The 24,079-nt window shown below is 71.8% G+C and carries 22 protein-coding genes; 10 read left to right on the top strand and 12 right to left on the bottom strand.

Annotation, left to right across the window (positions count from 1 at the left end; genetic code table 11):
* Positions 1 to 13: 13 nt before the first annotated feature.
* From ACZ3IJ_RS32505 to ACZ3IJ_RS32495, 3 genes are all read right to left on the bottom strand, one after another.
* Positions 14 to 817 carry an SCO1664 family protein gene (locus ACZ3IJ_RS32505; RefSeq protein ID WP_467474142.1) on the bottom strand — a complete coding sequence of 268 codons (804 nt, stop codon included), beginning with the start codon at positions 815 to 817 and terminating at the stop codon, positions 14 to 16.
* Entirely contained in the window at positions 814 to 1,404 is a 591-nt protein-coding gene (locus ACZ3IJ_RS32500; protein WP_383224703.1) for a DUF3090 domain-containing protein, read from the bottom strand. The genes ACZ3IJ_RS32505 and ACZ3IJ_RS32500 overlap by 4 nt, the downstream gene beginning before the upstream one ends.
* Positions 1,405 to 1,481: 77 nt before the next feature.
* Positions 1,482 to 2,171, bottom strand: a complete 690-nt coding sequence (locus tag ACZ3IJ_RS32495; RefSeq protein ID WP_467474139.1) for a histidine phosphatase family protein — start codon at positions 2,169 to 2,171, stop codon at positions 1,482 to 1,484.
* A gap of 94 nt (positions 2,172 to 2,265) precedes the next feature.
* Between ACZ3IJ_RS32495 and corA the strand changes: the two genes are divergently transcribed.
* A complete protein-coding gene (gene corA, locus ACZ3IJ_RS32490; RefSeq protein ID WP_467474334.1) occupies positions 2,266 to 3,258 on the top strand; it encodes a magnesium/cobalt transporter CorA in 993 nt (330 codons plus the stop codon).
* Positions 3,259 to 3,308: 50 nt separating this feature from the next.
* On the opposite strand, the gene ACZ3IJ_RS32485 is transcribed toward corA, so the two are convergent.
* Positions 3,309 to 4,094: a ferritin-like domain-containing protein gene (locus tag ACZ3IJ_RS32485; RefSeq protein ID WP_467474137.1), complete on the bottom strand. Its 786-nt coding sequence runs from the start codon at positions 4,092 to 4,094 to the stop codon at positions 3,309 to 3,311.
* Positions 4,095 to 4,322: 228 nt separating this feature from the next.
* Positions 4,323 to 5,372 (bottom strand): LLM class F420-dependent oxidoreductase, encoded by a 1,050-nt coding sequence (locus tag ACZ3IJ_RS32480; RefSeq protein WP_467474134.1) that lies wholly within the window; start codon positions 5,370 to 5,372, stop codon positions 4,323 to 4,325.
* A 132-nt stretch (positions 5,373 to 5,504) separates the two neighbouring features.
* Here ACZ3IJ_RS32480 and ACZ3IJ_RS32475 point away from each other — a divergent pair, with 132 nt between their 5' ends.
* Both ACZ3IJ_RS32475 and ACZ3IJ_RS32470 read left to right on the top strand, forming a co-directional pair.
* Positions 5,505 to 6,491 carry an aldo/keto reductase gene (locus tag ACZ3IJ_RS32475; RefSeq protein WP_391799599.1) on the top strand — a complete coding sequence of 329 codons (987 nt, stop codon included), beginning with the start codon at positions 5,505 to 5,507 and terminating at the stop codon, positions 6,489 to 6,491.
* Positions 6,488 to 8,599, top strand: a complete 2,112-nt coding sequence (locus ACZ3IJ_RS32470) for a helix-hairpin-helix domain-containing protein (protein ID WP_467474130.1) — start codon at positions 6,488 to 6,490, stop codon at positions 8,597 to 8,599. Before ACZ3IJ_RS32475 ends, ACZ3IJ_RS32470 begins: the two co-directional genes overlap by 4 nt.
* 104 nt (positions 8,600 to 8,703) lie before the next feature.
* Here ACZ3IJ_RS32470 and ACZ3IJ_RS32465 read toward each other — a convergent pair whose 3' ends face one another.
* The 4 genes from ACZ3IJ_RS32465 to ACZ3IJ_RS32450 are packed head-to-tail and all read right to left on the bottom strand — an operon-like array spanning position 8,704 to position 13,133.
* Positions 8,704 to 10,272 (bottom strand): tryptophan halogenase family protein, encoded by a 1,569-nt coding sequence (locus ACZ3IJ_RS32465; RefSeq protein ID WP_391801640.1) that lies wholly within the window; start codon positions 10,270 to 10,272, stop codon positions 8,704 to 8,706.
* A 41-nt stretch (positions 10,273 to 10,313) separates the two neighbouring features.
* Positions 10,314 to 11,570: a pyridoxal phosphate-dependent aminotransferase gene (locus ACZ3IJ_RS32460; RefSeq protein WP_467474127.1), complete on the bottom strand. Its 1,257-nt coding sequence runs from the start codon at positions 11,568 to 11,570 to the stop codon at positions 10,314 to 10,316.
* Between the two features lie 52 nt (positions 11,571 to 11,622).
* On the bottom strand, positions 11,623 to 12,369 hold the full coding sequence (locus ACZ3IJ_RS32455) for an SDR family NAD(P)-dependent oxidoreductase (RefSeq protein WP_467474125.1): 747 nt from the start codon (positions 12,367 to 12,369) through the stop codon (positions 11,623 to 11,625).
* Complete coding sequence (locus tag ACZ3IJ_RS32450; RefSeq protein WP_467474123.1) at positions 12,366 to 13,133, bottom strand: thioesterase II family protein; 768 nt, start codon at positions 13,131 to 13,133, stop codon at positions 12,366 to 12,368. The genes ACZ3IJ_RS32455 and ACZ3IJ_RS32450 overlap by 4 nt, the downstream gene beginning before the upstream one ends.
* A 122-nt stretch (positions 13,134 to 13,255) precedes the next feature.
* Between ACZ3IJ_RS32450 and ACZ3IJ_RS32445 the strand changes: the two genes are divergently transcribed.
* From ACZ3IJ_RS32445 to ACZ3IJ_RS32425, 5 genes are all read left to right on the top strand, one after another.
* Entirely contained in the window at positions 13,256 to 14,869 is a 1,614-nt protein-coding gene (locus ACZ3IJ_RS32445) for a (2,3-dihydroxybenzoyl)adenylate synthase (RefSeq protein WP_467474121.1), read from the top strand.
* Positions 14,870 to 15,082: 213 nt separating this feature from the next.
* A complete protein-coding gene (locus ACZ3IJ_RS32440) occupies positions 15,083 to 15,796 on the top strand; it encodes a TetR/AcrR family transcriptional regulator (protein ID WP_467474118.1) in 714 nt (237 codons plus the stop codon).
* 157 nt (positions 15,797 to 15,953) lie between these two features.
* A complete protein-coding gene (locus ACZ3IJ_RS32435; protein ID WP_467474116.1) occupies positions 15,954 to 16,499 on the top strand; it encodes a winged helix-turn-helix transcriptional regulator in 546 nt (181 codons plus the stop codon).
* Between the two features lie 201 nt (positions 16,500 to 16,700).
* Complete coding sequence (locus ACZ3IJ_RS32430; protein ID WP_467474113.1) at positions 16,701 to 17,999, top strand: cation:proton antiporter; 1,299 nt, start codon at positions 16,701 to 16,703, stop codon at positions 17,997 to 17,999.
* Positions 17,996 to 18,532, top strand: coding sequence for a flavin reductase family protein (locus tag ACZ3IJ_RS32425; protein WP_467474111.1), 537 nt, complete (start codon positions 17,996 to 17,998; stop codon positions 18,530 to 18,532). The genes ACZ3IJ_RS32430 and ACZ3IJ_RS32425 overlap by 4 nt, the downstream gene beginning before the upstream one ends.
* A 66-nt stretch (positions 18,533 to 18,598) precedes the next feature.
* On the opposite strand, the gene ACZ3IJ_RS32420 is transcribed toward ACZ3IJ_RS32425, so the two are convergent.
* From ACZ3IJ_RS32420 to ACZ3IJ_RS32410, 3 genes are all read right to left on the bottom strand, one after another.
* Positions 18,599 to 19,255, bottom strand: coding sequence for a TetR/AcrR family transcriptional regulator (locus tag ACZ3IJ_RS32420; protein ID WP_467474109.1), 657 nt, complete (start codon positions 19,253 to 19,255; stop codon positions 18,599 to 18,601).
* A 204-nt stretch (positions 19,256 to 19,459) separates the two neighbouring features.
* Positions 19,460 to 20,065 carry a response regulator transcription factor gene (locus tag ACZ3IJ_RS32415; protein ID WP_391801630.1) on the bottom strand — a complete coding sequence of 202 codons (606 nt, stop codon included), beginning with the start codon at positions 20,063 to 20,065 and terminating at the stop codon, positions 19,460 to 19,462.
* Positions 20,066 to 20,243: 178 nt separating this feature from the next.
* Positions 20,244 to 20,813 (bottom strand): TetR/AcrR family transcriptional regulator, encoded by a 570-nt coding sequence (locus tag ACZ3IJ_RS32410; protein WP_467474106.1) that lies wholly within the window; start codon positions 20,811 to 20,813, stop codon positions 20,244 to 20,246.
* Between the two features lie 279 nt (positions 20,814 to 21,092).
* Here ACZ3IJ_RS32410 and ACZ3IJ_RS32405 point away from each other — a divergent pair, with 279 nt between their 5' ends.
* Entirely contained in the window at positions 21,093 to 22,304 is a 1,212-nt protein-coding gene (locus tag ACZ3IJ_RS32405; RefSeq protein ID WP_467474104.1) for a cytochrome P450, read from the top strand.
* 72 nt (positions 22,305 to 22,376) lie between these two features.
* Complete coding sequence (locus ACZ3IJ_RS32400; RefSeq protein ID WP_467474102.1) at positions 22,377 to 23,945, top strand: flavin-containing monooxygenase; 1,569 nt, start codon at positions 22,377 to 22,379, stop codon at positions 23,943 to 23,945.
* Positions 23,946 to 24,079: the final 134 nt, after the last annotated feature.

Genomic DNA, 24,079 nt, shown 5'->3' with positions numbered 1-24,079 from the left:
CGGATCCGATCGGTCAGACCGGGGGCCAGGGGATCGCCGGCCACTGCCCGGAAGGCTCCGGGTGGCGGCCGGTGGTGCGCAGGGCGGTGACCCGGCCGCGCAGCGCGTCGACCTCGGCGGCCGTGAGCAGTTCGGCCAGTCGGGTGGCGAGCGGTGTCCCCGGTGCCAGGGAGCCGTCGAGCCGGGCGAGGACGTCGGCGGCCTCGGCGGGCAGCTCCTCCCCCGCCCAGCCCCAGAGCAGGGTGCGCAGCTTGTCGTCCACGTGGAAGGTCACCCCGTGGTCGATGCCGTAGAGGCGGCCGTCCGGCGCGGGCAGCAGGTGTCCGCCCTTGCGGTCGCCGTTGTTGATGACCGCGTCCAGGACGGCGAGCCGGCGCATCCCGGGGCTGTCGGCGTGGACGAGCAGCGCGGTGCGGCCCTCGTCGACCTGAGCCGGTCCGACGGCCTTCCACCCCGCCCCCGGCTCCTCGTCCTCGGTGAGGGCGAGCAGGCTCGCCGCCGGGTCGGCCTCGATCCACAGCTGGACCATGCCCTCGCCGTACGGGCCGTCCCGGAGCACCGTGGGCGGTACGAGTCCCCAGCCGGTGGCCTCGGAGATCTCGTACGCGGCGACCTCGCGCTGGGCGAGGGTGCCGTCGGGGAAGTCCCAGAGCGGCCGCTCGCCGGCGACCGGTTTGTAGACGCAGTCGGCCTCGACGCCGTCGTGGCTGACGGAACAGACGAGCACGGCGTTGGACGCCTCGCGGACCTGGCCGCGCACGGTCAGCTCGCCCTTGGTGAGCAGGTCGACGACCGCCTGGTTGCCGGGACCGCTCATGCGCCGCGTCGGTATCCGTTCTGGCGCGGGCACACGTGTCCCTCGGGGTCGAGCGGCAGGCTGCACAGCGGGCACGGCGGGCGGCCCGCGTTGACCACGTCCAGCGCGCGCTTGGCGAAGGCCCTGGCCTGCGCGCCGGTGAGCCGGACGCGCAGCATCGGCGGCCCGTTCTCCTCGTCCTGGAGCAGCCGTTCCTCGGCGGCGGCGAGGTCCTCCTCGGACTCGGCGTCGAGTTCGACGAGCGCCTGCGCCTCGACGATCATGCGCTGCTCCTCGCCGTCCCAGGCGAGCGCCATGGTGCCGACCCGGAACTCCTCCTCGACGGGGACGTCGAGGGGGGCGGTGTCGGTGTTGTCGGCCGGGGCCATGGCCGGGACGGGGGCGTTGCCGCCGGTGCGGCGCACGACCTCGTCGAGGAGTTCGTCGATGCGTTCGGCGAGCGCGGCGACCTGGGTCTTCTCCAGGGCCACGCTGGTGACCCGGCCGGCCGCGGACGCCTGCAGGAAGAACGTACGGCGGCCAGGCAGCCCGACCGTACCGGCCACGAAACGCTCCGGTGGGTCGTAGAGGAACACCTGACGGGACACGTCCCGGACTCCCTTGCGTCTCGGCGGTGGTGGAGGCCCGCGCTACGGCGGCCCGTCCACCCTACTGCGCGGATGGATCACGGTGCGCCCGCACCGCCCCCGACCTCGGCTGCCCCACCCCGATCGCCGGTCTCCCGGGGCGCGAGGCCGGCGAAGTCGCCGGTGTCGCCGAGCCGTACGAGGAAGGGGCGCAGCCGCGTGTAGCGGATGACGGTGACCGAGCACGGGTCCACGTGGATGCGCTGGAAGAGGTCGAGGTGCATGCCGAGTGCGTCGGCCACGATCGACTTGATGATGTCGCCGTGCGAGCACATCGCGTAGACGGCGTCCTCGCCGTGCTCGGCCTCCACGCGCGCGTTCCAGTCCCGTACGGCGTCGACGGCCCGCGCCTGCATGGCGCGCATCGACTCGCCGCCGGGGAAGGCCGCGGCGGACGCGTGGGCCTGGACGACCTCCATGAGGGGCTCGTCGGCCAGTTCGGCGAGCTTGCGGCCGGACCAGTCGCCGTAGTCGCACTCGCTGATCCGCTCCTCGGTGTGGAGCGCGAGGCCGGGCCGGGCGTCGAGGAGGGGACGCAGGGTCTCGCGGCAGCGCTGCAGAGGGCTGGTGACGACGGCGGCGAGCGGCACCCCGGCCAGCCGGCCGGGCAGGGCGGCGGCCTGCGCCACCCCCCGCTCGTCGAGGGCGACCCCGGGCGTCCGCCCGGCGAGGACACCCGAGGTGTTGGCGGTGGAGCGTCCGTGCCGGACGAGAATCAGCGTGGCCATGGCGGCAAGAGTAGGCGGCCGCACGCGCGCGCGGGGCGGACCCGTCCACGATCACGGGCCACGCTCACGTGCAGGACGGGGAAAGCGGGGAAGAATACCGCCCGTGATCGTCGACTCCGCCATCTACCGGGACGGGCGCCGCACGGACGGCCCCACCGACCTCTCCGACGCCCTGGCGCAGGCCAGAGCCACCGGCGACGCCTTCCTGTGGGTGGGTCTGCACGAGCCGACGGAGGCCGAGTTCGATCACGTGTCGTCCGAGTTCGCGCTGCACCGGCTGGCCGTGGAGGACGCGCTGAAGGCCCATCAGCGGCCCAAGCTGGAGGTCTACGACGACTCGCTCTTCGTGGTCCTCAAGCCGGTGGTCTACGAGCCGAAGAGCGACCGGGTCTCGTCGGGCGAACTGATGGTCTTCATCGGCGACTCGTTCGTGGTGACGGTCCGGCACGGCGAGGGCGCGCCGCTCGCGTCGGTACGCCGCCGTCTGGAGGCCGAGCCCGAGGTGCTGCGACACGGCCCGACGGCCGTCCTGTACGCGATCAGCGACGCCGTCGTGGACCACTACCTGGAGGTGGCCGGCGAACTCCAGGTCGACCTGGAGGCGCTGGAGGCCGACGTGTTCGCGCCGACGGGCGGGAATGCGGGCACCACGGCGGAGCGGATCTACACCGCGAAACGCCAGGTGCTGGAGTTCCGCAGGGCCGCGAGCCCGCTGGCGGCGCCGGTGGAGAAGCTCGCGACCGGCGCCGTGCCGTTCGTGAGCCAGCACGCCAAGCCCTTCTTCCGGGACGTCGCCGACCACCTGACCCGTGCCAACGAGCAGGTGGAGGGGCTGGACCGGCTGCTGTCGGACGTGCTGTCGGCCCATCTCGCGCAGATGGGCGTCCGACAGAACGACGACATGCGGAAGATCTCGGCGTGGGCGGCCATGGCCGCGGTCCCCACGATGGTGGCGGGGATCTACGGCATGAACTTCGAGCACATGCCGGAGCTGACCTGGCCCTGGTCGTACCCGGCGGTGATCCTGCTGATGGCCGGGGCCGTCCTCGGTCTGTACCGGCTGTTCAAGCGCCGCGGCTGGATGTAGCCGAGGCTGCCGCGGTGCCACGGGCCGCCCGTGGCGGAGGCCCCGGCGGTTCAGAACGCGGGGGCCGGCGTCATCGGACCGCCCAGCGCGTTGCGCCGCTCGGGCATCTTCAGGCCGACCATCTTGTGCCAGCCGGCGGCCCGTTCCCACGCGTACACGCCGTGGATCCCGGCGGCCAGGACGGCCGACTTGGCCTTGGGCCAGCCGAGGATGCGTCCCATGTGGCTCATCACGGCGAGGCTGACGTCCCGGTAGACCTGGATCTCGGCGAGCGCGGACTCGCGCAGGGTGCGCTGGATGAGCCGGCCGTGTCCGACGTACGCGAGGGCCAGCAGCTCCTCGTGGCAGTACGCCAGGTGGTTGGCCTCGTCGTTGTCGATCATGTGGATGGCCTTGCCGAGTTCGGGGTGGTCCCCGAAGTAGGTGACCAGCATGCGCATCTGGTCCGCGGCGCGCTGCTCGGTGACCCGGCTGTGCGAGAGGTAGACGATGACGTCCTCCTCGCTCAGCGGCTCGTCACGGCGGAGCGTCTCGTGGGCGAGGCCGATCCCGCGCTTCTCCAGGAGCATCGTGTAGTCGGTGTCGGGCGGCACCGGCACGGGGTCGAGTCCGCGCTTCTTCAGGAGCGCGTTGAAGATCCGGCCGTGCTTGTCCTCGTCGGCCCCGTGCCGCGTGATCTTGGGCGCGAGATCCCGCATGGCGGGCGGGACGAGGGCCGCGATCCGCGCGTTCTCCCAGCCGCCCTGGGCCTCGCCGCTGGCGGCGATGGAACAGAAGAGCTGGAAGGACTCGTCGTCGTCGATGATTTCCTGGAACAGGCCCTTGGCCGTGAGCATGGCTCCACCTCCCTGCGGGCGTCCGCACACCGCACGTCCGCAGAGAACGAGTCAAATGCGGTACCGGCCTCCCGGCAACACGAGCGGGGGGCCGTTCGGCTGAAAGATGGAGCGTTCCGCTCGTAACCGTGCGCCGTGTGGCGCGTTGAGCAGCGTGACGGCCGTGGCGGGGAAGACCCCCGAGCCCCCACCACGGCCGCAGAACCTCTCAGGGCGCGACGACGTGCCTCAGGCGAGGCCCGCGTGCTCCAGGGCCTCGGTGCCCGCCCGCAGCGCCGCCACCCGCTCGTCGAGGGTGAAGCCGGCCGGGGCGAGGGTCAGGGTCGTGACGCCGGCCTCGGCGTAGGCCTTCATCCGGTCGGCGATCCGCTCGACGGAGCCGAGCAGGGTGGTCTGGTCGATCAGCTGGCGCGGTACGGCGGCGGCGGCGCCGGCCTTGTCCCCGGACAGGTACTTGTCCTGGATCTCGGCGGCCTGCTTCTCGTAGCCCATGCGCTGGGCGAGCTGGTTGTAGAAGTTCTGCTTGCGGCTCCCCATGCCGCCGACGTACAGGGCGGTGTACGGGCGGAAGATGTCGGCCAGGGCGTCGATGTCGTCGCCGAGGGCGAGGGGCAGGGTGGGGTGGACGTCGAAGCCCTCCATGGTGAGCCCGGCCTTCTGGCGGCCCGCGCGGAGCGGGCGGAGGGCGGTCTCCTCCAGGTGCTCCGCGGAGGGGAAGATCAGCAGCGCGCCGTCGGCGATCTCACCGGTCTGCTCCAGGTTCTTCGGACCGATCGCCGCGATGTAGAGCGGGATGTGCTCGCGCTCCGGGTGGACCGTGAGCTTGATCGGCTTGCCCGGGCCGTCCGGCAGCGGGAGCGTCCAGTGTTCGCCCTCGTAGGTGAGCCGCTCGCGGGACATGGCCTTGCGGACGATCTCGACGTACTCGCGGGTGCGGGCCAGGGGCTTGTCGAACTTGACGCCGTACCAGCCCTCGGAGACCTGCGGGCCCGAGACGCCGAGGCCGAGCCGGAAGCGCCCCCCGGAGAGCGAATCGAGGGTGGCGGCGGTCATCGCGGTCATCGCGGGCTGACGGGCCGGGATCTGCATGATCGCGGAGCCGATGTCGATCCGCTCGGTCTTGGCGGCCACCCAGGAGAGGACGGTGGGCGCGTCGGAGCCGTAGGCCTCGGCGGCCCAGCAGACGTCGTATCCGAGGCGGTCCGCCTCCTGGGCGACGGCGAGGTTGTCGCCGTCCATACCGGCGCCCCAGTAACCGAGGTTGATGCCGAGCCTCATGACCACACACCCTCTTTACCGATCAGTAACGTCCCTTGCGCCGGACTCTAGCGCGAGGCGACGGGATCCGTCAGGGGGAGGTTGTCCACAGGCTCTCTCCGCGTGGGGTCTTGGCCAGTAATCTCGCGTCCCATGGAGCAGAGGCATCTCGGACGTACCGGCCTGCGCGTGTCCCGGCTCGGGCTCGGCACCCTCACCTGGGGTCGGGACACCGACGAGCACGACGCCGCCGACCAGTTGAAGGCGTTCTGGGACGCGGGCGGCACGCTGGTCGACACCGCGGACGTGTACGGCGGCGGCGAGGCCGAGTACATGCTCGGGCAGCTCATGGAACGGCTGGTGCCACGGCGGGATCTGGTCGTCTCCACCAAGGCGGGGAGCGTGCCCGACCCGGACCGGCGGATGGACGGATCCCGGGGCCATCTGCTGGGCGCGCTCGACGCCTCCCTGGCCCGGCTCGGCACGGACCACGTGGACCTGTGGCAGCTGCACGCCTTCGATCCGTACACCCCGCTCGAGGAGTCCCTCCAGGCGCTGGACATCGCCGTGAGCAGCGGCCGGGCACGGTACGTGGGGGTGTCGAACTTCTGCGGGTGGCAGCTGGCGAAGGCGGGGACCTGGCAGCTCGGGGCCGCGGGCACGGGGCGGACTCGCCTCGCCGCGACGCAGATGGAGTACTCCCTGCTCCAGCGGGGCGTCGAGCGGGAGGTGCTGCCCGCGGCCCTGGACCTGGGGATAGGTCTGCTGCCGTCCTCACCGCTGGGGCGCGGGGTGCTCACGGGCAAGTACCGGGACGGCACGCCCACCGACTCCCGGGGCGGTTCCGAGACCATGGCGCCCTTCGTGGAGCCGTACCTGGACGACGCGGCGAGCCGGATCGTCGACGCCGTCGCCACGGCCGCGGACGGCCTGGCGACGACGCCGCTCCAGGTGGCGCTCGCCTGGGTCCGCGACCGTCCGGGGGTGACCGCCCCGATCGTCGGCGCGCGCAACGCGCGGCAGCTCACGGCCGCGCTGTCAGTGGAGAGCCTTAGTCTTCCTGACGAGATCTGCCGGGCTCTCGACGATGTGTCGGCGCCCGTGCACCGCTATCCGGACCAGGACTGGAGCACCTTGTGACCGAGCCTTCGCGGGAGACCCCTCCCGAGGCCGCCGAGCCCGTGCCGGGCGAGGCCGACGAGGCCGCGACCGAGCGCACCCCGGAGGCCGGTGACGCGAGCCCTTCCGCGGACGGGGAGACGAAGGCCGCGGAGGTGTCCGAGGCACAGGCCGAGCTGGCCGCACAGCGCGAGCTGCGGGCCAGGATCGAGCAGCGCAAGGCCGAGAAGGCGGCGCCGGTCGACGCGGGCGGGAAGCTCAGCGGCACGGCGGCCGATCTGCTCGCGGCGGTACGGGCGGTGGAGAGCGGTACGAAGCCGGACACCGCGTTCTTCGAGCCGTCCGAGCCCGCGCCACGACGCCCCGCGCCCACGGCGACGCCCGCGCCCGCGCCGGTCGTGACGGCGCGCCCGCCGGCCGCCGAGCAGACGGCGGCCCCCGAGACGCTCGAGGCCGTGCGGGCCGTCCTCGCGCGTGGCGGGGCGCCGGAGTCGCTGACCGGGCAGGTCGCCGCAGCCCTGGGCGAGGGCGCCGCCGAAGCGCTGCGCGAGGACCCCTGGCTCCTCCTCTCGGTGCCCGGAGTCCAGCCCGAGCACGCCGACGGCTTCGCGCGTGCCCTGCTGGGCGCGGAGTGCGGTCCCGACGATCCCCGTCGGGCGGTCGCCTTGGTGTCCTGGCTGCTCGAACGGGCGGCCGTGAAGGGGCACACGGCCCTGGAGGACGGCGCGGTGCGGGCGGGCCTCGGCAAGCTGTCCGTGCCGGATCCGGACGAGGCCCTGCGCCAGGCGGTGTCCGAGGGCGCGGTGCTGGTGTTCCAGGACGAGGAGCCGACGCCCGGGGACGTCGACGACGAGGACGAGGACGACGAGACCGCCGAAGCGGCCGGCGACGCCGCCGAAGCCGACGTGCCGGTCCTGCTCGGGCTCGACCGGTACGCCCTCGCCGAGGAGAGCCTGGCGGACGGCCTGGCCCGGCTGGTGAAGACCGTGTCCGGCGAGGTCTGGGAGGGACCCGAGCTCGTGCGCGCCGTCGGCGCCCACGGCCTGGTCCTGCACACCGGCGGCGAGGCGGCCCGCAGCGAGCCGGTCGCGCTCGCCGAGGCCGCCCGTGAGCGGGGCCTGCGGGTCGCCGTGGCCGTGCACAGCGAGAACGGAGTCCGCCGGCTCGGCGCGGAGGCGCTGACGGTCTCGGCGCTGCTGTCCGGCACGGCCGGACCCGGCCGGGACGCGGAGGGCGCCTTCGCCCTCGACCTGCTGGTCGTCCTGGACGCGCCGCAGCTGGACGTCGAGAGCGCCGCGATGCTCGTGGAGTCGCTGGCCGACGGCTGCCGTCTGGTGCTCGGAGGCGACCCCGGCGTCCTCGGCTCCGCGGGCGCGGGCCGGGTGTTCGGCGATGTCCTCGCGGCCCGGGTGTGCCCGCAGATCGCCTCGCGGATCCCCGACCCCGGGCCGATCGGCGAGCTGGTCTCCGGCATCGGCGTCGGTGAGCTGAACCAGGTGGAGGCCCCGGGCAAGGAGGTCGTGATCGTCCCCGTCCGCGACGCGGGCGAGGCCGTCCACCGCACGGTCCAGCTCGTCGCCGACTCGATTCCCCGCGCGATCGGCGTGCCCACCGAGCAGACCCAGGTGATCACCGTCGGCCATGGCGGTTCGGCGGGCACCCGCGCGCTGAACGCGGCGATCAAGCAGCGACTCAACCCCGGCCCCGGCCGCTTCGGCGGCTTCGACCCGGGCGACCGCGTGGCGTACGTTCCGGCCCCGGGGCGGACGGTGACCGGGACGGTCGTCTCGGCCGACACCGAGGGTCTTCGGCTGGAGTGCGAGGGCGGGAAGCTCGTCGTACCGAAGGACCGGGTGGAGTCCGCGCTGCGGCACGGCTGGGCGCTCACGGCGCACCAGGCGGCCGGGATGTGCTGGCCGGCGGCGGTCGTGGTGCTGCCGGGCGACGCGGCGCAGGGGCTGAGCCGGGCCTGGGTCTACACGGCCTTCGGCCGCGGCCGGCGCCATCTGTCGGTCGTCCACGGGGTGGACCAGGCGCTGCCCCGCGCGGTGGCCGAGGGGCTGCCCCAGGAGCGTACGACGCGGCTGGGGCCGCTGCTGGAGGCCCTCCTGGCGGTCGCGGAGGACTGATCAGGACCGCGAGAGGGGCGGGGGGGGGGGGGGGGGGGGGGGGGGGGGGGGGTGGGGGCCCCCCCCCCCCCCCCCCCGGCTCCGGTCCATGGGGAGGTCGTTCCTCAGGCGCCGGCTGTCCTCCGGCGGTGGACGTGGGCGATGTAGTCCGCGTGGCTCGGCAGCGTCTCGACCAGGGTCCTGGCCTGGTCCCGGACCAGCTGGAGCTCCTTGACCGCGGCGATGTCGTCCATCAGGGCCAGGCCGGGCAGCGGCTGGACGTCGAGGCCGCCGAGCCCCAGGATCATCGCGGTGTAGGAGTAGGGCTCGAAGCCGTGGTAGTACGGGAAGATCGTGTCCGCGTCGGGGAGCTTCGCCTTCCACTGCTCGATGCGGCCGGCCAGCGCGTCGGGCATCGTACGGGTCTTTGCGTCACGCCAGTACGCGTTGTCGTTCCGCTTGGCGGCGACGTAGTGGAGCACGAGGAACTCCCGTACGCCGTCCATCACGTTGGCCACCTGCCGGTTGTACGAGACGCGCAGCTGCTCGTCCTCGCGGCCGCCGGGGAAGTGCTTGACCAGCTGCTCGATGGCGTTCTGGATGAAGAAGATGCCGGTCGACTCGAGCGGCTCGACGAAGCCGCTGGAGAGCCCGATCGCCACGCAGTTGTTCACCCAGGAGTTCTCGCTGCGACCGATCCGCATGCGGATGTGGTTGGCCTCCAGGTCCTCGGCGGCCGGCCCGACGTACGCGCGCAGCGTGCGCTCGGCCTCCTCCGGGGTGCAGTAGTCGCTCGCGTAGACGTAGCCCGTGCCGGTCCGGCCGTAGAGCGGGATCGTCCAGATCCAGCCGGCGGCCTGGGCGCTGGCCCGGGTGTACGGGCCCATCCCCTGGTCGGCCATCTCCATCGGCACGCGCAGCGCGACCGCGCTGTCGTTGGGAAGGGTGTCCTGGTAGGAGAGGAACGGCACGTCGAGCTTCTTGTTGAGCAGCATGCTGCGGAAACCGGTGCAGTCGATGAAGAGGTCGCCCGAGAGGTCGCCGCTCTCCTTGGTGCGGACGTGGCTGATGTCGCCGTGCTCGTCCACCGCGACGTCGACGACGTCGTCCAGCACGTGCCGGACGCCGCGGTCGGTGCCGTATCCCGTGAGGAGCTTCGCGAGCAACGTCGCGTCGAACTGGTAGGCGTACGGGAACTGCGTCGTCTGCTGGGCCATGGTGGACCGGCCCACGGCCGCCGGATCCTGCTCACCGGCGCCGAGCGCGAGGAGGCTGCCCTCGAACTGCCGGGGCGAGCTCTTCGCCTCGCAGAGCGCGGCGATCACGGAGCAGTCCCGGTCGTAGTCCGCGCTGGGCTTCTTCCGCAGCCACCAGTCGGCGAGGGAGACGCCCTCGACCGTCCGGGGCCGCTCGAAGGGGTGGTAGAAGTGGTGCCCCTCGGCCCGCCAGTTGTCGTAGCGGATACCCAGCTTGTAGGTCGCGTGGCACTCCGGCATCCAGTCCGACTCTTCGAGGCCGAGATAGGCGAAGAAGTGGCGGATCGTGCTGAACGAGGCCTCGCCCACACCGATCGTGGGCACGTTCCTGGATTCGACGAGGGTGACCGCCAGCCGGTCGCCGAACGCCGCCTTCAGATACGAGGCGGTCATCCAGCCCGCGGTCCCGCCACCCACGATGACAACACTCTTGCTCATGACGTCCTCACTTCCTTCGCACCGGCCGGCTTGATCGGGATTCACCGTGCCGCGACGTTCGCGCCGTCGCCGCACTCGTCGACGAACTCCAGGAGGCGGGTCACCCCGGTCTCCAGGGCCGTCGGGTCCACGCAGAACGCGACCCGGACCAGGTGCCGCGCCCAGGGGGCGTAGTCGTGGGAGTGGACGCGGCCCCGGTCGTCCGCGTCGGGCCGCATGGCGAAGCCCTCGCCCGGTACGACCGCGACGCCCTTGGTCTCCAGGAGCCGGGTCGCGAACGTCTCGGCGTCGAGGCCGGTCCGGGCCACGTCGAGCATCGCGTACCAGCCGCCGGCCGGCAGCTCGCGCAGGAGCCCGGCCTCGACGAGCGGCGACAGGATCACGTCCCTGTTGTGCTGCACCTTCTTGCGGTTGACCGCCGTCGACTCGGCGCGGCTGTTCAGCGCGGCGATCCCGGCATGCTGCACGGGGGTCGACGTGCCGATGATGTTCGCCTCCTGGACGACCTTCATCACGTCGGCGGCCCGGTCGTCGGCCAGCGCCACGTAGCCCAGCCGGTAGCCGGTCATCGCGAAGCTCTTCGAGAAGCTGAAGACGCTGTGGACGATGCGCTCGGCCGGCGGGACGTCGCGCTCCAGCGAGGCCACCGAGGTGTGCTCGCTGTCGTAGAGGAAGTGCTCGTACGCCTCGTCGCTGATGACGTGCCAGCCGCGGGCGCGGGCCAGGTCGAGCAGGCTCCGCAGCTCGTCCCGGTCCAGGACCACGCCGGTCGGGTTGGCCGGGGAGTTGACGAGCAGGACCCGGGTGCGCTCGGTCGCTGCGGCGGCGATCACCTCGGGGTCGGGGCGCAGACCGGGACCGAGCGGGTACAGCACCGGCCGGAACCCGGCGAGCAGGGCCTGCTGGAGGTGGACGGGCCAGTGGAGCTCCGGGATGAGGATCTCGGCGCCGGGCTCGGCCAGCGTCTGCAGCAGCGCGGCCAGGCCCTGGCACGACCCGGGGGTGATCAGCAGCCGGGAGACCGCGCTGTCCACCTCGTTGTCGGTGCGGAGCTTGTCGACGACCGCCTCGCGGAGCTCGCCCAGGCCCTCCACGCCGGTGTACTTGGTGTCGCCCCGGCGCACGGCGTCGACGAACGCGTCGGCGACGTCGTCGGAGGGGTTGAAGTAGGGGTCGCCGACGTGCAGCTTCACCACTTCGGCGCCGGACTCCGCCTCGCGCCGCTCGGCGGCCCGGAAGATGCGGTGCAGACACGACGAAGGAATCGATTCCGCGGCGGACAGGATGTCCCGGCTCACGCTCGTACCACCTTTGCTCCGTTGGGTTCTTCTTTCGGACGCGCACGATCGGTCACGCCGTGCGCCCACCGTCGACCGGGATCAGCGCACCGGTGACCCAGCCCGACGTCTCCGTGTCGAGCAGCAGGCACACCCATCGGCCGATCTCCGTGTCCTCTCCGAACCGCCCCATCGGGGTCGACGCGAGGAGGTCGACACGCAACTGCTCGGTGCCCGCCTCGTCCAGGCCGGTCTCGCTCCACATCGGCGTGTCCACCGGGCCCGGGAGGATGGCGTTCACCCGTACGTCCGGGGCGAGTTCCCTCGCCAGCGAGCGCGTCAGGCTGTTGACCGCCGCCTTGGTCGCGCCGTAGAAGGCGCGCCCCGGCATGGAGACGACGCCGCCCACGGACGAGATGTTGACGACGCTGCCGCGGTTGGCCCGCAGCTGGGGCAGCGCCTGGCGCGTCAGCTCGGCGGGCGCACGGACGTTGACGGCGAACATCGCGTCGAACAGCGCGGGGTCGGTCTCGTCGAGCCGGCCGAACCGGGCCAGGCCCGCGTTGTTGACGACCGCGTCGATCCTGCCGAAGCCGTCGGTCGCCGTCGCGACGATCCGTTCGGCGGCGCCGGGCGCGCCGACGTCCTGGGCCAGCCATGCGACGGCGGCCCCGTACCGGTCCGCCAGGTCCCGCAGCGGTTCCTCGCGGCGCCCCACGGCCGTCACACCGGCGCCCGCCTTCAGCAGGCATTCTGTGATCCCGCGGCCGATGCCGGTCGCCGCTCCGGTCACCACGACCGACTTTCCGGCCAGGGTCATCGGACGACCACACCCTCCGCGAAGGCCGCGACGAGATCGGCGATCAGCTCCGCCGGGTCCGAGACGAGGTCGAAGTGTCCGCCCGGCCAGGTCCGTGCACTGACAGGGCCGGTGCCGACCTCGGCCCAGGCCGCCAGCCGGTCACCGTCGACCAGGGGGTCCTCGGTGGCGCGGTAGCAGCGGATCCGGCAGTCGAGCGGCTCGGCGTACGGGTCGGGCCGGTAGGTCTCGTTGAGTCTGATGTCCGCCCGGACGACCGGCAGCAGCAGCTCCCTCAGTTCGGCGTCCTCGGCGACGGCGGGGTCGATCCCGCCGAGCGCCCGCAGTCCGGACCACAGGTCGTCGTCGGTCGCCAGGTGCGTGGTCCCGCCGCCCGCCCGGCCCGGTGCCGGAGCACCCGAGACGAACAGGTTCCGCACGGGCCTCGCCCGGTGCTGCAGCTCGCGGGCGGTCTCGTACGCGACGAGCGCGCCGAGGCTGTGCCCGAACAGGGCGCACGGAACGGGTTCCAGGCCGCACAGGTCCAGGGCGACGTGGGCCGCGATCCCCGTCACGCTGCTCGCGGGCTCCTCGGCGATCCGGTCGGCGTGCCCCGGATACTGCACGGCCAGCAGCTCGCAGTCGCCGGGCACGGCCGGTGCCCAGGCGCGGAAGGTCGCCGCCGAACCTCCGGAGTGTGGAAAGCACACCAGCCGACGGGCCGGGCGCTCCACGCTGTTGAGGGCCCGCACCCAACCTCGGTCACGCGTCTGTATGCGATTCACGGCACCGAGCTTCACCGAAACCCGCCGACCGGCCGGGGCAATCTGTCAAAGCTCTGTCGGGATTGACACGGCCGTGGGAGCCGGTGGACGAACCTGAGGACGTCTCAACCCGAGGAGGACACATGCTGGACGGGTTCGTTCCCTGGCCACCCGACTTCGCCGAACGTTACCGCCGCGCCGGCTACTGGGCAGGGGCCTCCCTGCGTCAGCTGGTCGACGCCAGTGCCGGGCGCCACCCGGGAAAGACGGCGGCCGTGGACGCGACCCGGCGCACGAGCTACGCCGAGCTGACCGAAGAGGCCGACCGTGTCGCCTCCGGTCTGCTCGATCTCGGCATCGGCCACCGCGACCGGGTGGTGGTGCACCTGCCGAACAGGATCGGCTTCCTGTCCACCGTCGTCGCGCTGTTCAGCATCGGCGCGATCCCGGTCCTCGCGCTGCCCGGTCACCGTCGCGACGAGATCCTCCATCTGGCGCGCGCCTCCGACGCGGTGGCCTACATCGGCCCCGACCGGTTCCAGGGCTTCGACTACCGGGCGCTGGCCCGCGAGGTGCGCCGGGACGCCCCCGGTCTGCGGCACGTCGTGGTCGACGGCGACGCGGCGGAGTTCACCCCGCTCTCCGAACTCGCCCGGTCCGACGTGCGGGAGCTCGCGCCGGTCGACTCCTCCGAGGTGGCGCTGCTGCTGCTGTCGGGCGGAACCACCGGTGTGCCGAAGCTGATCCCCCGGACCCACGACGACTACGCGTACAACATCGCGGCCTGCGCCCGGGTCGTGGAGTTCGACGACAGCGGCGTCTACCTCGCCGCGAACCCGGTGCCGCACAACGCCGCGCTCGGCTGCCCGGGGGCGCTGGGCGCGGTGATCCTCGGCGGGAAGGCCGTCCTGGCCGCCAACCCCAGCCCCGACCACGTCTTTCCGCTGATCGAGCGCGAGGGGGTGACACTGACGACGCTGGTCCCCGCGCTGGCCCTGCTGTGGGCGGAGGCCGCGCGGACCACTCCGGTCGACATGTCCGGGGTGACCATCCAGGTGGGCAGCTCCAAGTTCGGTCCCGCCGCGGCGGCCCGGGTGAGCGAGAGCCTCGGCTGCCGGCTGATGAACGTGTACGGCATCGGTGAGGGGCTGATCACGCACACGCGTCCGGAGGACCCGCCGGAGGTCGTCTTCGGCACCGAGGGCAGGCCGGTCTGCCCGGACGACGAGATCAGGATCGTCGACTCCGAGGACCGCGAGGTCGCCACCGGTGAGATCGGGGAGCTGCTCACCCGTGGCCCGTACACGATCCGGGGCTACTTCGCCGCGCCGGACCACAACCGCCGGTCGTTCACCGCGGACGGCTTCTACCGCTCCGGCGACCTGGCCCGGATGACCGGGGACGGGAACGTCGTCATCGAGGGCCGGCTGAAGGACATCATCCATCACCTCGGCGAGAAGGTCTCGGCCGAGGAGGTGGAGGGCCACGTACTGACGCACCCGCTGGTCCGGGACACCGCGGTGGTCGGCGTCCCGGACGACGAACTCGACGAGCGGCTCTGTGTGTTCGTCGTCCTCAACGGTGACGCGGTCGAGGCCGCGGACCAGGTCACACTGCGTGCGGTCAGGGACCACATCCGGGGCCGCGGACTGGCGTCGTACAAGCTCCCGGACGAACTGATCATCGTCTCCGACCTGCCCCACACCCCGGTGGGCAAGATCGACAAGAAGGCCCTGAAGGCGACCCGGTCGCGGTGAGGGTCCCGGGTGGACCCGGGGGCCCTCACCGGGGTCTCCCGGGGTCGACCCGGCATCTCCTCCCCCTCTCGGACGTGGTCCCGCCCGTCGCCGCCGCCCGCGCTCCGGGCTCGTGGCGGCGGCGGGACCGCCACCCGGCGACCGGGTCCGCACCGGTGCCGGGCGCACGAAACCGAGGTCATCACGGCCCTCACGGAAAGGCATGATGGGACCGTGCCACGTACCAAACCCACGCACGGCCGGGTCGGCCGCCCGCCCGTGACCTCCCGGACGCAGATCATCACCGTCGCCCGCCGGCTCATCGACGAGAGCGGCTGGGAGAAGCTCACGATCCGCGGACTGGCCGCCGAGATCGGCATCGGGGCGACGACGCTCTACCACCACGTGCGGGACAAGGAAGACCTGCTGCTGCTCCTGATCCACGAGTACGCGCAGCAGATTCCCCACCCGGAGCCGTCGGACGAGCCGCGGGACCGCGTCGTCGCGGCGGCCACCGCGATCCACGACGCCCTCACCGAATGGCCGTTGTCCGCCGAGGTCCTCACCGGCGACCGGTTCATCTCCCGGCTCAGCACCCCGGCCCTCCGGCTCATCGAGGACATCCTGTCCGGCGCCGTCGACCACGGGTGCACGCCCGAACAGGCCGTGCAGGTCTTCCGCAACATCTGGTACTTCACGGTCGGCGAGGTCCTCATCCGCGACCACTCCTCCGAAGCGCCGGAGACGGAGGAGGAGGCGGTGGGGTCGGAGGAGGTCCCGTCCGTCGACGGCGGTGCCTTCGTCAACGATCTCGACCCGGACCAGCTGCCGCACCTGACCGCCCTCAACGACCGGTGGACGGCGCTGGCGGCGCGGGACACCTTTCCCGCCACCCTCGGAGTCCTCGTCGACGGACTGCTCTCCCAGGCCGCTCCCCCGGCGCCGTAGAGCCGAACTCGCTGATCGGAACCGCCCTTCGGGCGTTCCGGCCGGCCCGGCGGCCCCGACCGGGTCTTGCCGTTTTCTTTCCGGTCGCCCGCCCGGGGCCCGGCGACGGAACAGGCTGGGTCCACAGACGTTTCCGATCACCCAGGGGGAGCTGACGGTGAGTGGCGAACGCGTGAGCGGCACGGACGGTGGACGTACGGAGCCCTCCCGGCAGGCCGGCCCGAAGGCGCGGATCCCCGACTGCCCGCTGGCTCGTACCGTCGGGGTCATCGGCCCGTGGTGGACCCTGGAGATCCTGCACGAGGTCCTCGACGGCCATGACCGGTTCGAGGTGATCCGCCGCAACCTGGAGACGCCCGCCGAGGTCCTCCGGGAGCGGATGGACCAGCTCGTCACGCGGGGCCTGCTCGACACCGAGGACCAGGCGGCGGCGCCGGAGGACCGGACGTACCGGCCGACCGACGCCGGCCGCGCCCTGCGCCCGCTCATCCTGGCCATGGCCGCGTACGGCAACCACCGGCTGTGCCCGGAGGACCGCAGCCTGATCGTGGTCGACGCCGCGACGGGTGCCGAGGCGGACCCGGTCGTGGTGGACCGGGTGACCGGCCGGCGTCTCGACACGGCCGCCTTCCTCTTCGCCCGCGGCCCCAGGGCGAGCGAGGCGATCGCCGCTCGCTATCCGCAGGTCCCGGAACGGCGCTGACGCGCTCGTCGACCGGTCCGGCCGACGCCACCGACCCACGCCACCGCCACCGGCACCGGCACCCGCACCGGCATCGGCCCGGCATCGACGGCCGGCTCCTCGACGCACCGCCCGCCGGAACGCCGGCGCGGGCCCACGACCGCCGCGCCGCCCCTGTCAGGACCCACCGAACCGGAACGGCCACGAAAGGCCCCCACCATCATGGATCCCTCGGAGTTCCTCGCACGAGCCGCGCACGTGATCGTGGCGCTCGCCGCCCTCCTGCTCCTGGCCCGCGCGGGCCGGGCCGCCGCCCGGTGGCTGCGTCAGCCGGAGGTGGTCGGCGAGGTCACGGTCGGCCTGCTGGTCGGACCCGTCGTGCTCGCCCTGTCCGACCGGGCCCTGTTCGACGCCCTGTTACCGGCCGCCGTCATCGACGTACTCAAGCTGGTCGGTCAGACGGGGCTCGTGCTCTATCTGGTCGGCCTCGCGCACAAGTTGCGGCCGGGCCCAGGCGGCCCGCCGCGGCAGGCGCTCACGGCGCTGACCGCGGGCGCCTTCGTGGTGCCGCTCACCACGGGCCTGCTGCTGGTGGGCCTGATCGGGCTCACCCACGACGAGGCGGCCCGCGGCCATGTGCCCCTGCCCGCCTTCTTCCTGATGGTCGCGGTGACGATGTCGATCACCGCAGTGCCCGTGCTCTCCCGGATCCTCGGTGACCGGGGCCTGAACGACTCGGCCGAAGGCAGACTCTCGCTGGCCTCCGCCATCGTCATGGACAGCATGGGCTGGATCCTGCTCACCCTCGCCATCGGGCTCGGCGCGGGCCATCTCGGAGGGCTGTGGGAATCCTTCGGCGCACTCCTCGCGGGCGGCAGCTGCGCCCTCCTGCTGCGGCTCGGGCTGCGCACCGGCACGGCGCGCCGGCTCTGCCGCCGGATGCCGAGGACCACAGCGATCCTCCTGGGCGGTGCGGCGCTGGGTACGGCGATGCTGACCGAGCACTTCGGTATGACCGCCATCGTCGGCGCCGCGATGGTCGGCCTGGCGATCCCGGGTGAGGACCTCGCCCCCTGGGCCAAGCCGGTGGACGCCGTGTCGCGCACCGGACGGATGCTGACGCCGATCTTCTTCGTGGTCACCGGCGTCACCGTGCTCATCAAGGCGTTCACCGCCGCGTCCTGGACTCTGATCGTCGGCACGCTGGTGCTGGGCTGCGTGGGCAAGCTGCTGGGCGGCTACGTGGGGGCGCGGTTCGCCGGCTCGCCCCGCCTCCCGGCGCTGCGGATCGGGGTCCTGATGAACACCCGCGGGCTGACCGAACTGATCGTGATCGAGGCCGGGTACAGCGCGGGCATCCTGCCCGCGCCGCTGGTCCTCGCCCTGGTGGTGATGGCTCTGGCGACGACGGCCATGACGGGGCCGCTGCTCCAGGTCGTCGACCGGGCCGAGCGACGCGGCGCCGTGCCGGAACCCGCCGTACTCCCCCGTGCCGTGGCGACGGAAGGCAGCACCCGATGAGCGAGCACTCGACCACGGCCTCCGACTCGCCCCAGGTCACGGTGGCCGGAGCGACGCCCGGCGAGTTCCGCGCCATGATGAGCGGCTTCCCCACCGGGGTGGGTGTGGTCACCAGCGTGGACGCGGCCGGCGCGCCGTGGGGCATGACCTGCTCCTCGGTGTGCAGCGTCGCCCTCACGCCGCCGACGCTGCTGGTCTGCCTGCGCGCGGGCAGCCCGACCCTGGGCGCCGCCCTGGACCGCGGCGCCTTCACGGTGAACCTGCTGCACGAAGGAGCACAGGACGCGGCCGAGTTGTTCGCCTCGGGAAATCCGCATCGGTTCGAGCTGCTCCCCTGGGAGCAGGACCCCGACGCCTCCGGGCCCCATCTGGTGCGTGACGCGCACACGGTGGCGGACTGCGGGGTGTCCCTGACCCAGACCGTCGGCGACCATGTGATCGTCTTCGGCGAGGTGCGCCGGATCGTCCGGCACCGTCAGCGGCCGCCCCTGCTCTACGGGCTGCGCCGGTTCAGGTCGTGGTCGGGCACCTGACCCCGTACCGGCTCACCGGGAGAGGCGCGACGGTGCGCGGCGAGGCGCCGCCGCCTCGGCGACCGGTCACGCGCCCTGGCGCAGGAGTCCGTCGACGACGGCTTCGAGTCCCCGCTGGTAGTGGACCGTGCCCGCGATCTCGGTCAACTGGGCCCCGAGCCCGGCGAGGAGAGGGAAGGCGACCGGGTCGAGCGAGAGCATGGCCCGCTCCCAGGGCGTGCTGTCACCCTGCCGCCGGGCACGCTCCCGGTGGAAGCGGACGAGGAGCTCGCCGAGGGTGTAGTACCAGATCACGCGGTAGGCGTGGCGGGCCCTCTCATGGTTCAGTCCGCAGGCGACCGCGGCGTCGATCATGGTCTCGACGATCCGTCGCGTGGGCGTGTTCACGCGGCCGTCCGGGGTCAGCGCGTCCATCGCCCAGGGGCTGTCGGCGAGTATCTCGTGGAGACTGCGGGCGCCGGCGAGGAGTCGCTCGCGGGGCTCGCGCGGCAGCTCGGCCGGGGGAAGGCGCTCGGTGCGCACCTCCAGCAGGAGGAGCAGCAGTTCGTCCTTGTCCCTGACGTGGTGGTAGAGCGCCATGGGCGTGCTGGACATGTCCTTCGCCAGGCGGCGCATGGAGAGGTGTTCCGCCCCCTCCTCGGTGAGGATCCGCTCGGCGCTGCGGAGGATCGCCTCCCGCGAGAGACGGCGTGGCCGGCCGACGCGTCGGCTGCGGGATTCCATGGGATCAGCTCTCCGAACCGTTGAGAGGTGGCGGCCGGCCGGACGGTGAATTCGGAGAATTCGAATGACGTCGATCCGGTCGAATTCCCGGCCAGCGTATGAGGGCTGATCGGCGCTCGGCAACGGGCGAAGCGAACGGCCGGGCGTGTGTTCGTCACCCGGCCTGGACGGCCGCACCGGGGGAATCCGGAACGGGGCCTCGGTTCAGATCCAGTGCGCGTCCCGCGCGACGCGCAACGCGTCGATCCGGTTGCGCACGCCCAGCTTCGTCACCACGTCGGAGAGATAGTTGCGCACGGTGCCCTCGGAAAGGCACAGCTTTCCCGCGATCTCCACGACCGTGTCCCCACGGGAGAGCAGTTCGAGAACGGAGAGCTGACGTACGCTCAGGGGACAGTCCTCGTTCGCCACCGCCGCGACGGTCAGCGCCGCGTCGAATACCCGCTCGCCCTGATGCACCATGCGAATGGCCTCGAGGAATCGCCCGGGAGAGACATTGCGCCGGACCATGCCGGCGATCTCGCCCGTGAATGCACGGCGGACGACCGACCGGGTGCAGGCGGTGGCCAGCAGAAGGGTGCGGCAGTCCGGCAGGCTCGATATCTTCTCGGCTATTTCGATGGTTTCGTCGTCCCGGCCTTCGTAGCTCATGATCGTCACATCGGGCCGGCACAGTTCCGCGAACTCGAGAGCGGCCCGGTTGGTGTCCACCGCTCCGGCGACCCTGATCTCGCCACGCCGGTCCAGTAATGCCGTGAGTGAGGCCCGGGACAAATGCAGTTCATCGAATACCAGGACGTCAATACTCACCCGGCTCCCCCTTCGTCACCGCAAGGACGCATGACCGCAGCATACGCGTACGAAAAATCGGATCGCCCTCATTCTGGCCTCGGAACCGCCCTGGTCAAGCTCGACTTAGGAGAGGCTAAGTGGCCGCTATAACGGAACTATAGATTCCGGATTCTCGGGCGGTGGGAGCCCGGCCTCATCACGGGGTGTTCTGGCTGAGGAGCCCGTCGATCACCGCTTCGAGGGCTTGTCGGCGGTCCTCGGCCGAGACCATGACCCGCTCCCTGAAGGGCCGCGCCGTCAGCTCGCCGACGAGGCAGAACCAGATGACGCGATAGGCGTAGACGGCGTCGGCCGGGCTCAGCCCGCAGAGCACCAGAGCGTCCACGATGCTCTCCACGATCCATGTAGCCGAGGTGCTCACGAACCTGTCGGAGGCGAGGACCTCCACCCCCCAGGGGCAGCCCTCGAGGATGCCGTGGAGCACCTGGGCGCCGGCGACGACCCGCTCACGCGGGTCGTCGGGGAACTCAGGCCGGGGGATCCGCCGGACGTGGGCGTCCAGCAGGAGCATCAGCAGCTCGTCCTTGTCCCGCACATGGCGGTACAGGGCCATGGGCGTACTGGACAGCTCCCTGGCCAGGCGGCGCATGGACAGGTGCTCGGCCCCTTCCTCGTCGAGCACGCGCTGCGCGGCGACGAGGATCGTCTCTCGGGACAGACGAGGCGATCGCCCGATCCTGCCGGGCCTCGTGTTGGGGGACTGCACAGGTTCCGCTTCCTTCGCTGTTCCGTGCCGTCGACGCCGCTATGCGGGCGGCCCCGAGGTCGCAGAGTCTAGGCCTGAGATGCCGTCGGACAATCAGGAGGTACCACGCGTCGGAGGCCGCCTTTCGCAACACCTCGCCGGGCGGCCGGAATACGCGGGTGGGCAGGCCCGCCGACCGCAGGTCGGGCGTACCGAACCCCCGTCCCGGCAGCGGGCCGTGGCGGAAAGGAACCGGCAAGATTCCGCGCGGCACCGGGAGCCCGCTGTCAATCTGAGGCAATGAGTCAGCCCGCTCTCGATGTTCGTTCACTGGACCTGACCGACCCGGCCACCTTCGCCGAGAACGACGTGCACGAGTTCTGGCGCGAGGTGCGTGCGCGGCGTCCCGTCTACTGGCACGAGCCCACGGACCGGAACCCCGGTTTCTGGGTGGTGTCCCGCTACGCGGACATCCAGTCGCTCTTCCATCATCCGGCTCTGATCTCCGCCCGCGGAAACGTCCTCGACGTCGTGCTGCGCGGCGATGACTCGGCCGGCGGAAGCATGCTGGCGGTCACCGACGGCGCACGCCACCGCAGCCTGCGGAATCTCATGTTCACCGCGTTCACCCCACGGGTCCTCGGCGAGGTCGTCGAAAAGGTCCGGCAGCGTACCGACGCACTCATGTCGGCCGTGGTCGAAAAGGGAACGTGCGACTTCGCGGCCGAGGTGGCCGAGAAGATCCCGATGAACACGATCTGCGATCTGCTCTCCATTCCGGCCGCGGACCGCGGGCAGTTGCTGCAGTGGAACAAGATGGCGCTCTCGTCGGACCGCGCGGACAGCAGCGCGCTCGACGCGATCGGCGCCCGCAACGAGATCGTGCTGTACTTCATGGAACTGGCCCAGGAGCGTCGCGACGATCCGGGCAGCGACGTCATCAGCATGCTGGCGACCGCGGAGTTCGAGGGCCGGCGGCTGACCGTCGAGGAGATGGCCGTCAACTGCTACAGCCTGATTCTCGGCGGCGACGAGACGTCCCGGCTCTCGGCGATCTGCGCGGTGCTGGCGCTCATCGAGAACCCGGACCAGTGGGACGCCCTGCGGTCGGGCCGTGTCTCCCTCGACACGGCGGTGGAGGAGGTGATCCGCTGGGCGACCCCGGGGATCCACCTCGCACGCACCGCCGTCGAGGACTTCGAGGTCGGCGGAGAGCTGATCCGCGACGGCGACATCGTCACCCTGTGGAACATCTCGGCCAACAACGACGAGTCGGTCTTCGCCGAGCCGCGCCGGTTCGATCTGTCCCGCACCCCCAACCGGCACCTGTCGTTCGGCCACGGGCCGCACTACTGCCTGGGCGCCTTCCTGGGGCGGGCCGAACTGCGGGCGCTGCTGGGCGCGCTGGTGGAGCAGGTGGCGCGGATGGAGCTGCGCGGGACACCCCGGCCCCTCTTCTCCAACTTCCTCACCGGCTACGAGAGCCTGCCGGTCCATTTCGAAAGCCGCTGACCCGACCGGAGTGTCCGGCCCCAGCGAGAGCACGTCACATCAGAGAACACACTCCGAGGCGGAGAGGTAAGCATGAGGAAGAGTGTCTGTGTCATCGGCGCCGGCCCATCGGGTCTGGTGGCGATCAAGGAGCTGCTGGACGAGGGTCATGAGGTGACCTGCTTCGACCGCAACACCGATCTCGGCGGGGTGTTCCGGGAATCGGTCGGAGCCGACGAGGCGGGCGCCTACGACTCGACGATGCTCACCATCTCCAACTACATGATGACCTTCTCCAGCTTCCCTCCGCCGCTGGGCCAGGAGCGGCTGTACTGGTCCGCCGCCGAGTACCGGCAGTACCTGCGGGACTTCGCCGAGAAGTTCGACCTGGGCCCCACCATCCGGTACGGGACCGACGTGCTGAGCGTGGCGAAGAACGACAGCGGCGGGTACGACGTCGAGGTCGCCCCGGTGGACGCGCCCGAGAACAGGGCGGTGCACCGGTTCGACTCGGTGGCAATCTCCACCGGAACGCACCGGGTGCCGAACTACATCGACCTGCCAGGACAGGAGGACTTCGCGGGTGAGATCGTCCACTCGGCCCACTACCGGAACGCCGAGCCGTTCCGCGGCAAGCGGGTCCTCTGCGTGGGCATCGGCGAGACGGCGGCGGACGTCGTCAACGAGATCGCCCAGGTGACGGAGAGCTGCACCCTGTCCGTACGGCGCTACCAGCCGATCGTCGAGCGGTACCCGGCCGGGCGGCCGTTCACCAACGACGCGTACACCTCGCAGCTGCTGCACTCGGTCCCCCTGGCCGCCGCCGGCACCTTCATGCGGCTCGGGATGAACCGGAACAAGAGCCGGGGCAAGACCGCCGCCGCCCGCGCCGTGGCCGACTGGAACTCGAAGAACCCGCACTTCTTCAACCACTTCCTGACGAAGAACGACGCGTTCATCCACCGGATCGTCGACAGCACCCTCACGGTCAACGGCTCGGGGATCGAGCGGCTCGGCAAGGACTACGTCCTCTTCAAGGACGGCCGGCGCGAGAAGATCGACACGATCATGCTCAACACCGGGTACGTCGAGGACTTCAGCATCCTCAAGGACGTGAACGTCACCGACGTGCGCAGGCTGTACAAGCACATGATCCATCCGGATCTCGGCCTCGGCGTGGTCTTCATCGGCTGGGCGCGGCCGGCCGCGGGCGGGGTTCCGGCCTGCTCCGAGATGCAGAGCCGCTACTTCGCCCTGCTGTGCAGCGGGAAGAAGGCACTGCCGGACCGGGTGCGGCTCCAGAACCTCATCGAGCGGCAGGCGTCGTACGAGAACGAGGTCTTCCACGGCAACCCCGACCTGCGGACCCTGGTCCACTACAACCACTACATGCTCGACTTCGCCAAGGTGCTGGGCTGCCTCCCGTGGCACCCGGCCCTGGTCCTGGACCCGCGGCTGGCCCTCCGGCTCTGGTGCGGCTCCCAGACGCCGCACGTCTACCGGCTGTTCGGCCCGCACAGCAGTCACCGGGCCGCGCGGAGGACGGTGATGAGCCTGCCGCCGGCGTTCAAGCCGGCCCAGGTCCTGGGGATCACCGCGGTGGGTCTCGCCTCACGGGCGCTCATCGCCCTCGGCCTGATGAAGCCCGACCCGCTGTACTGACGAACCACCGGCACGGACTCCGTGGCGGGCGGCGCGCTAACCGCGCCCCGCCCCACCCGCACGGGCGGCCCCGGCACGCCCGCCCGCGCCCGCTGCCCCCCCCCTGCGGCGCCCCCGCGCCCCCCCACCCCGCC

The organism is Streptomyces sp. NPDC013317 (assembly GCF_055563155.1).
Note: the sequence above shows the minus strand (reverse complement) of the source record. Positions and strands in the feature narration are given on the sequence as shown.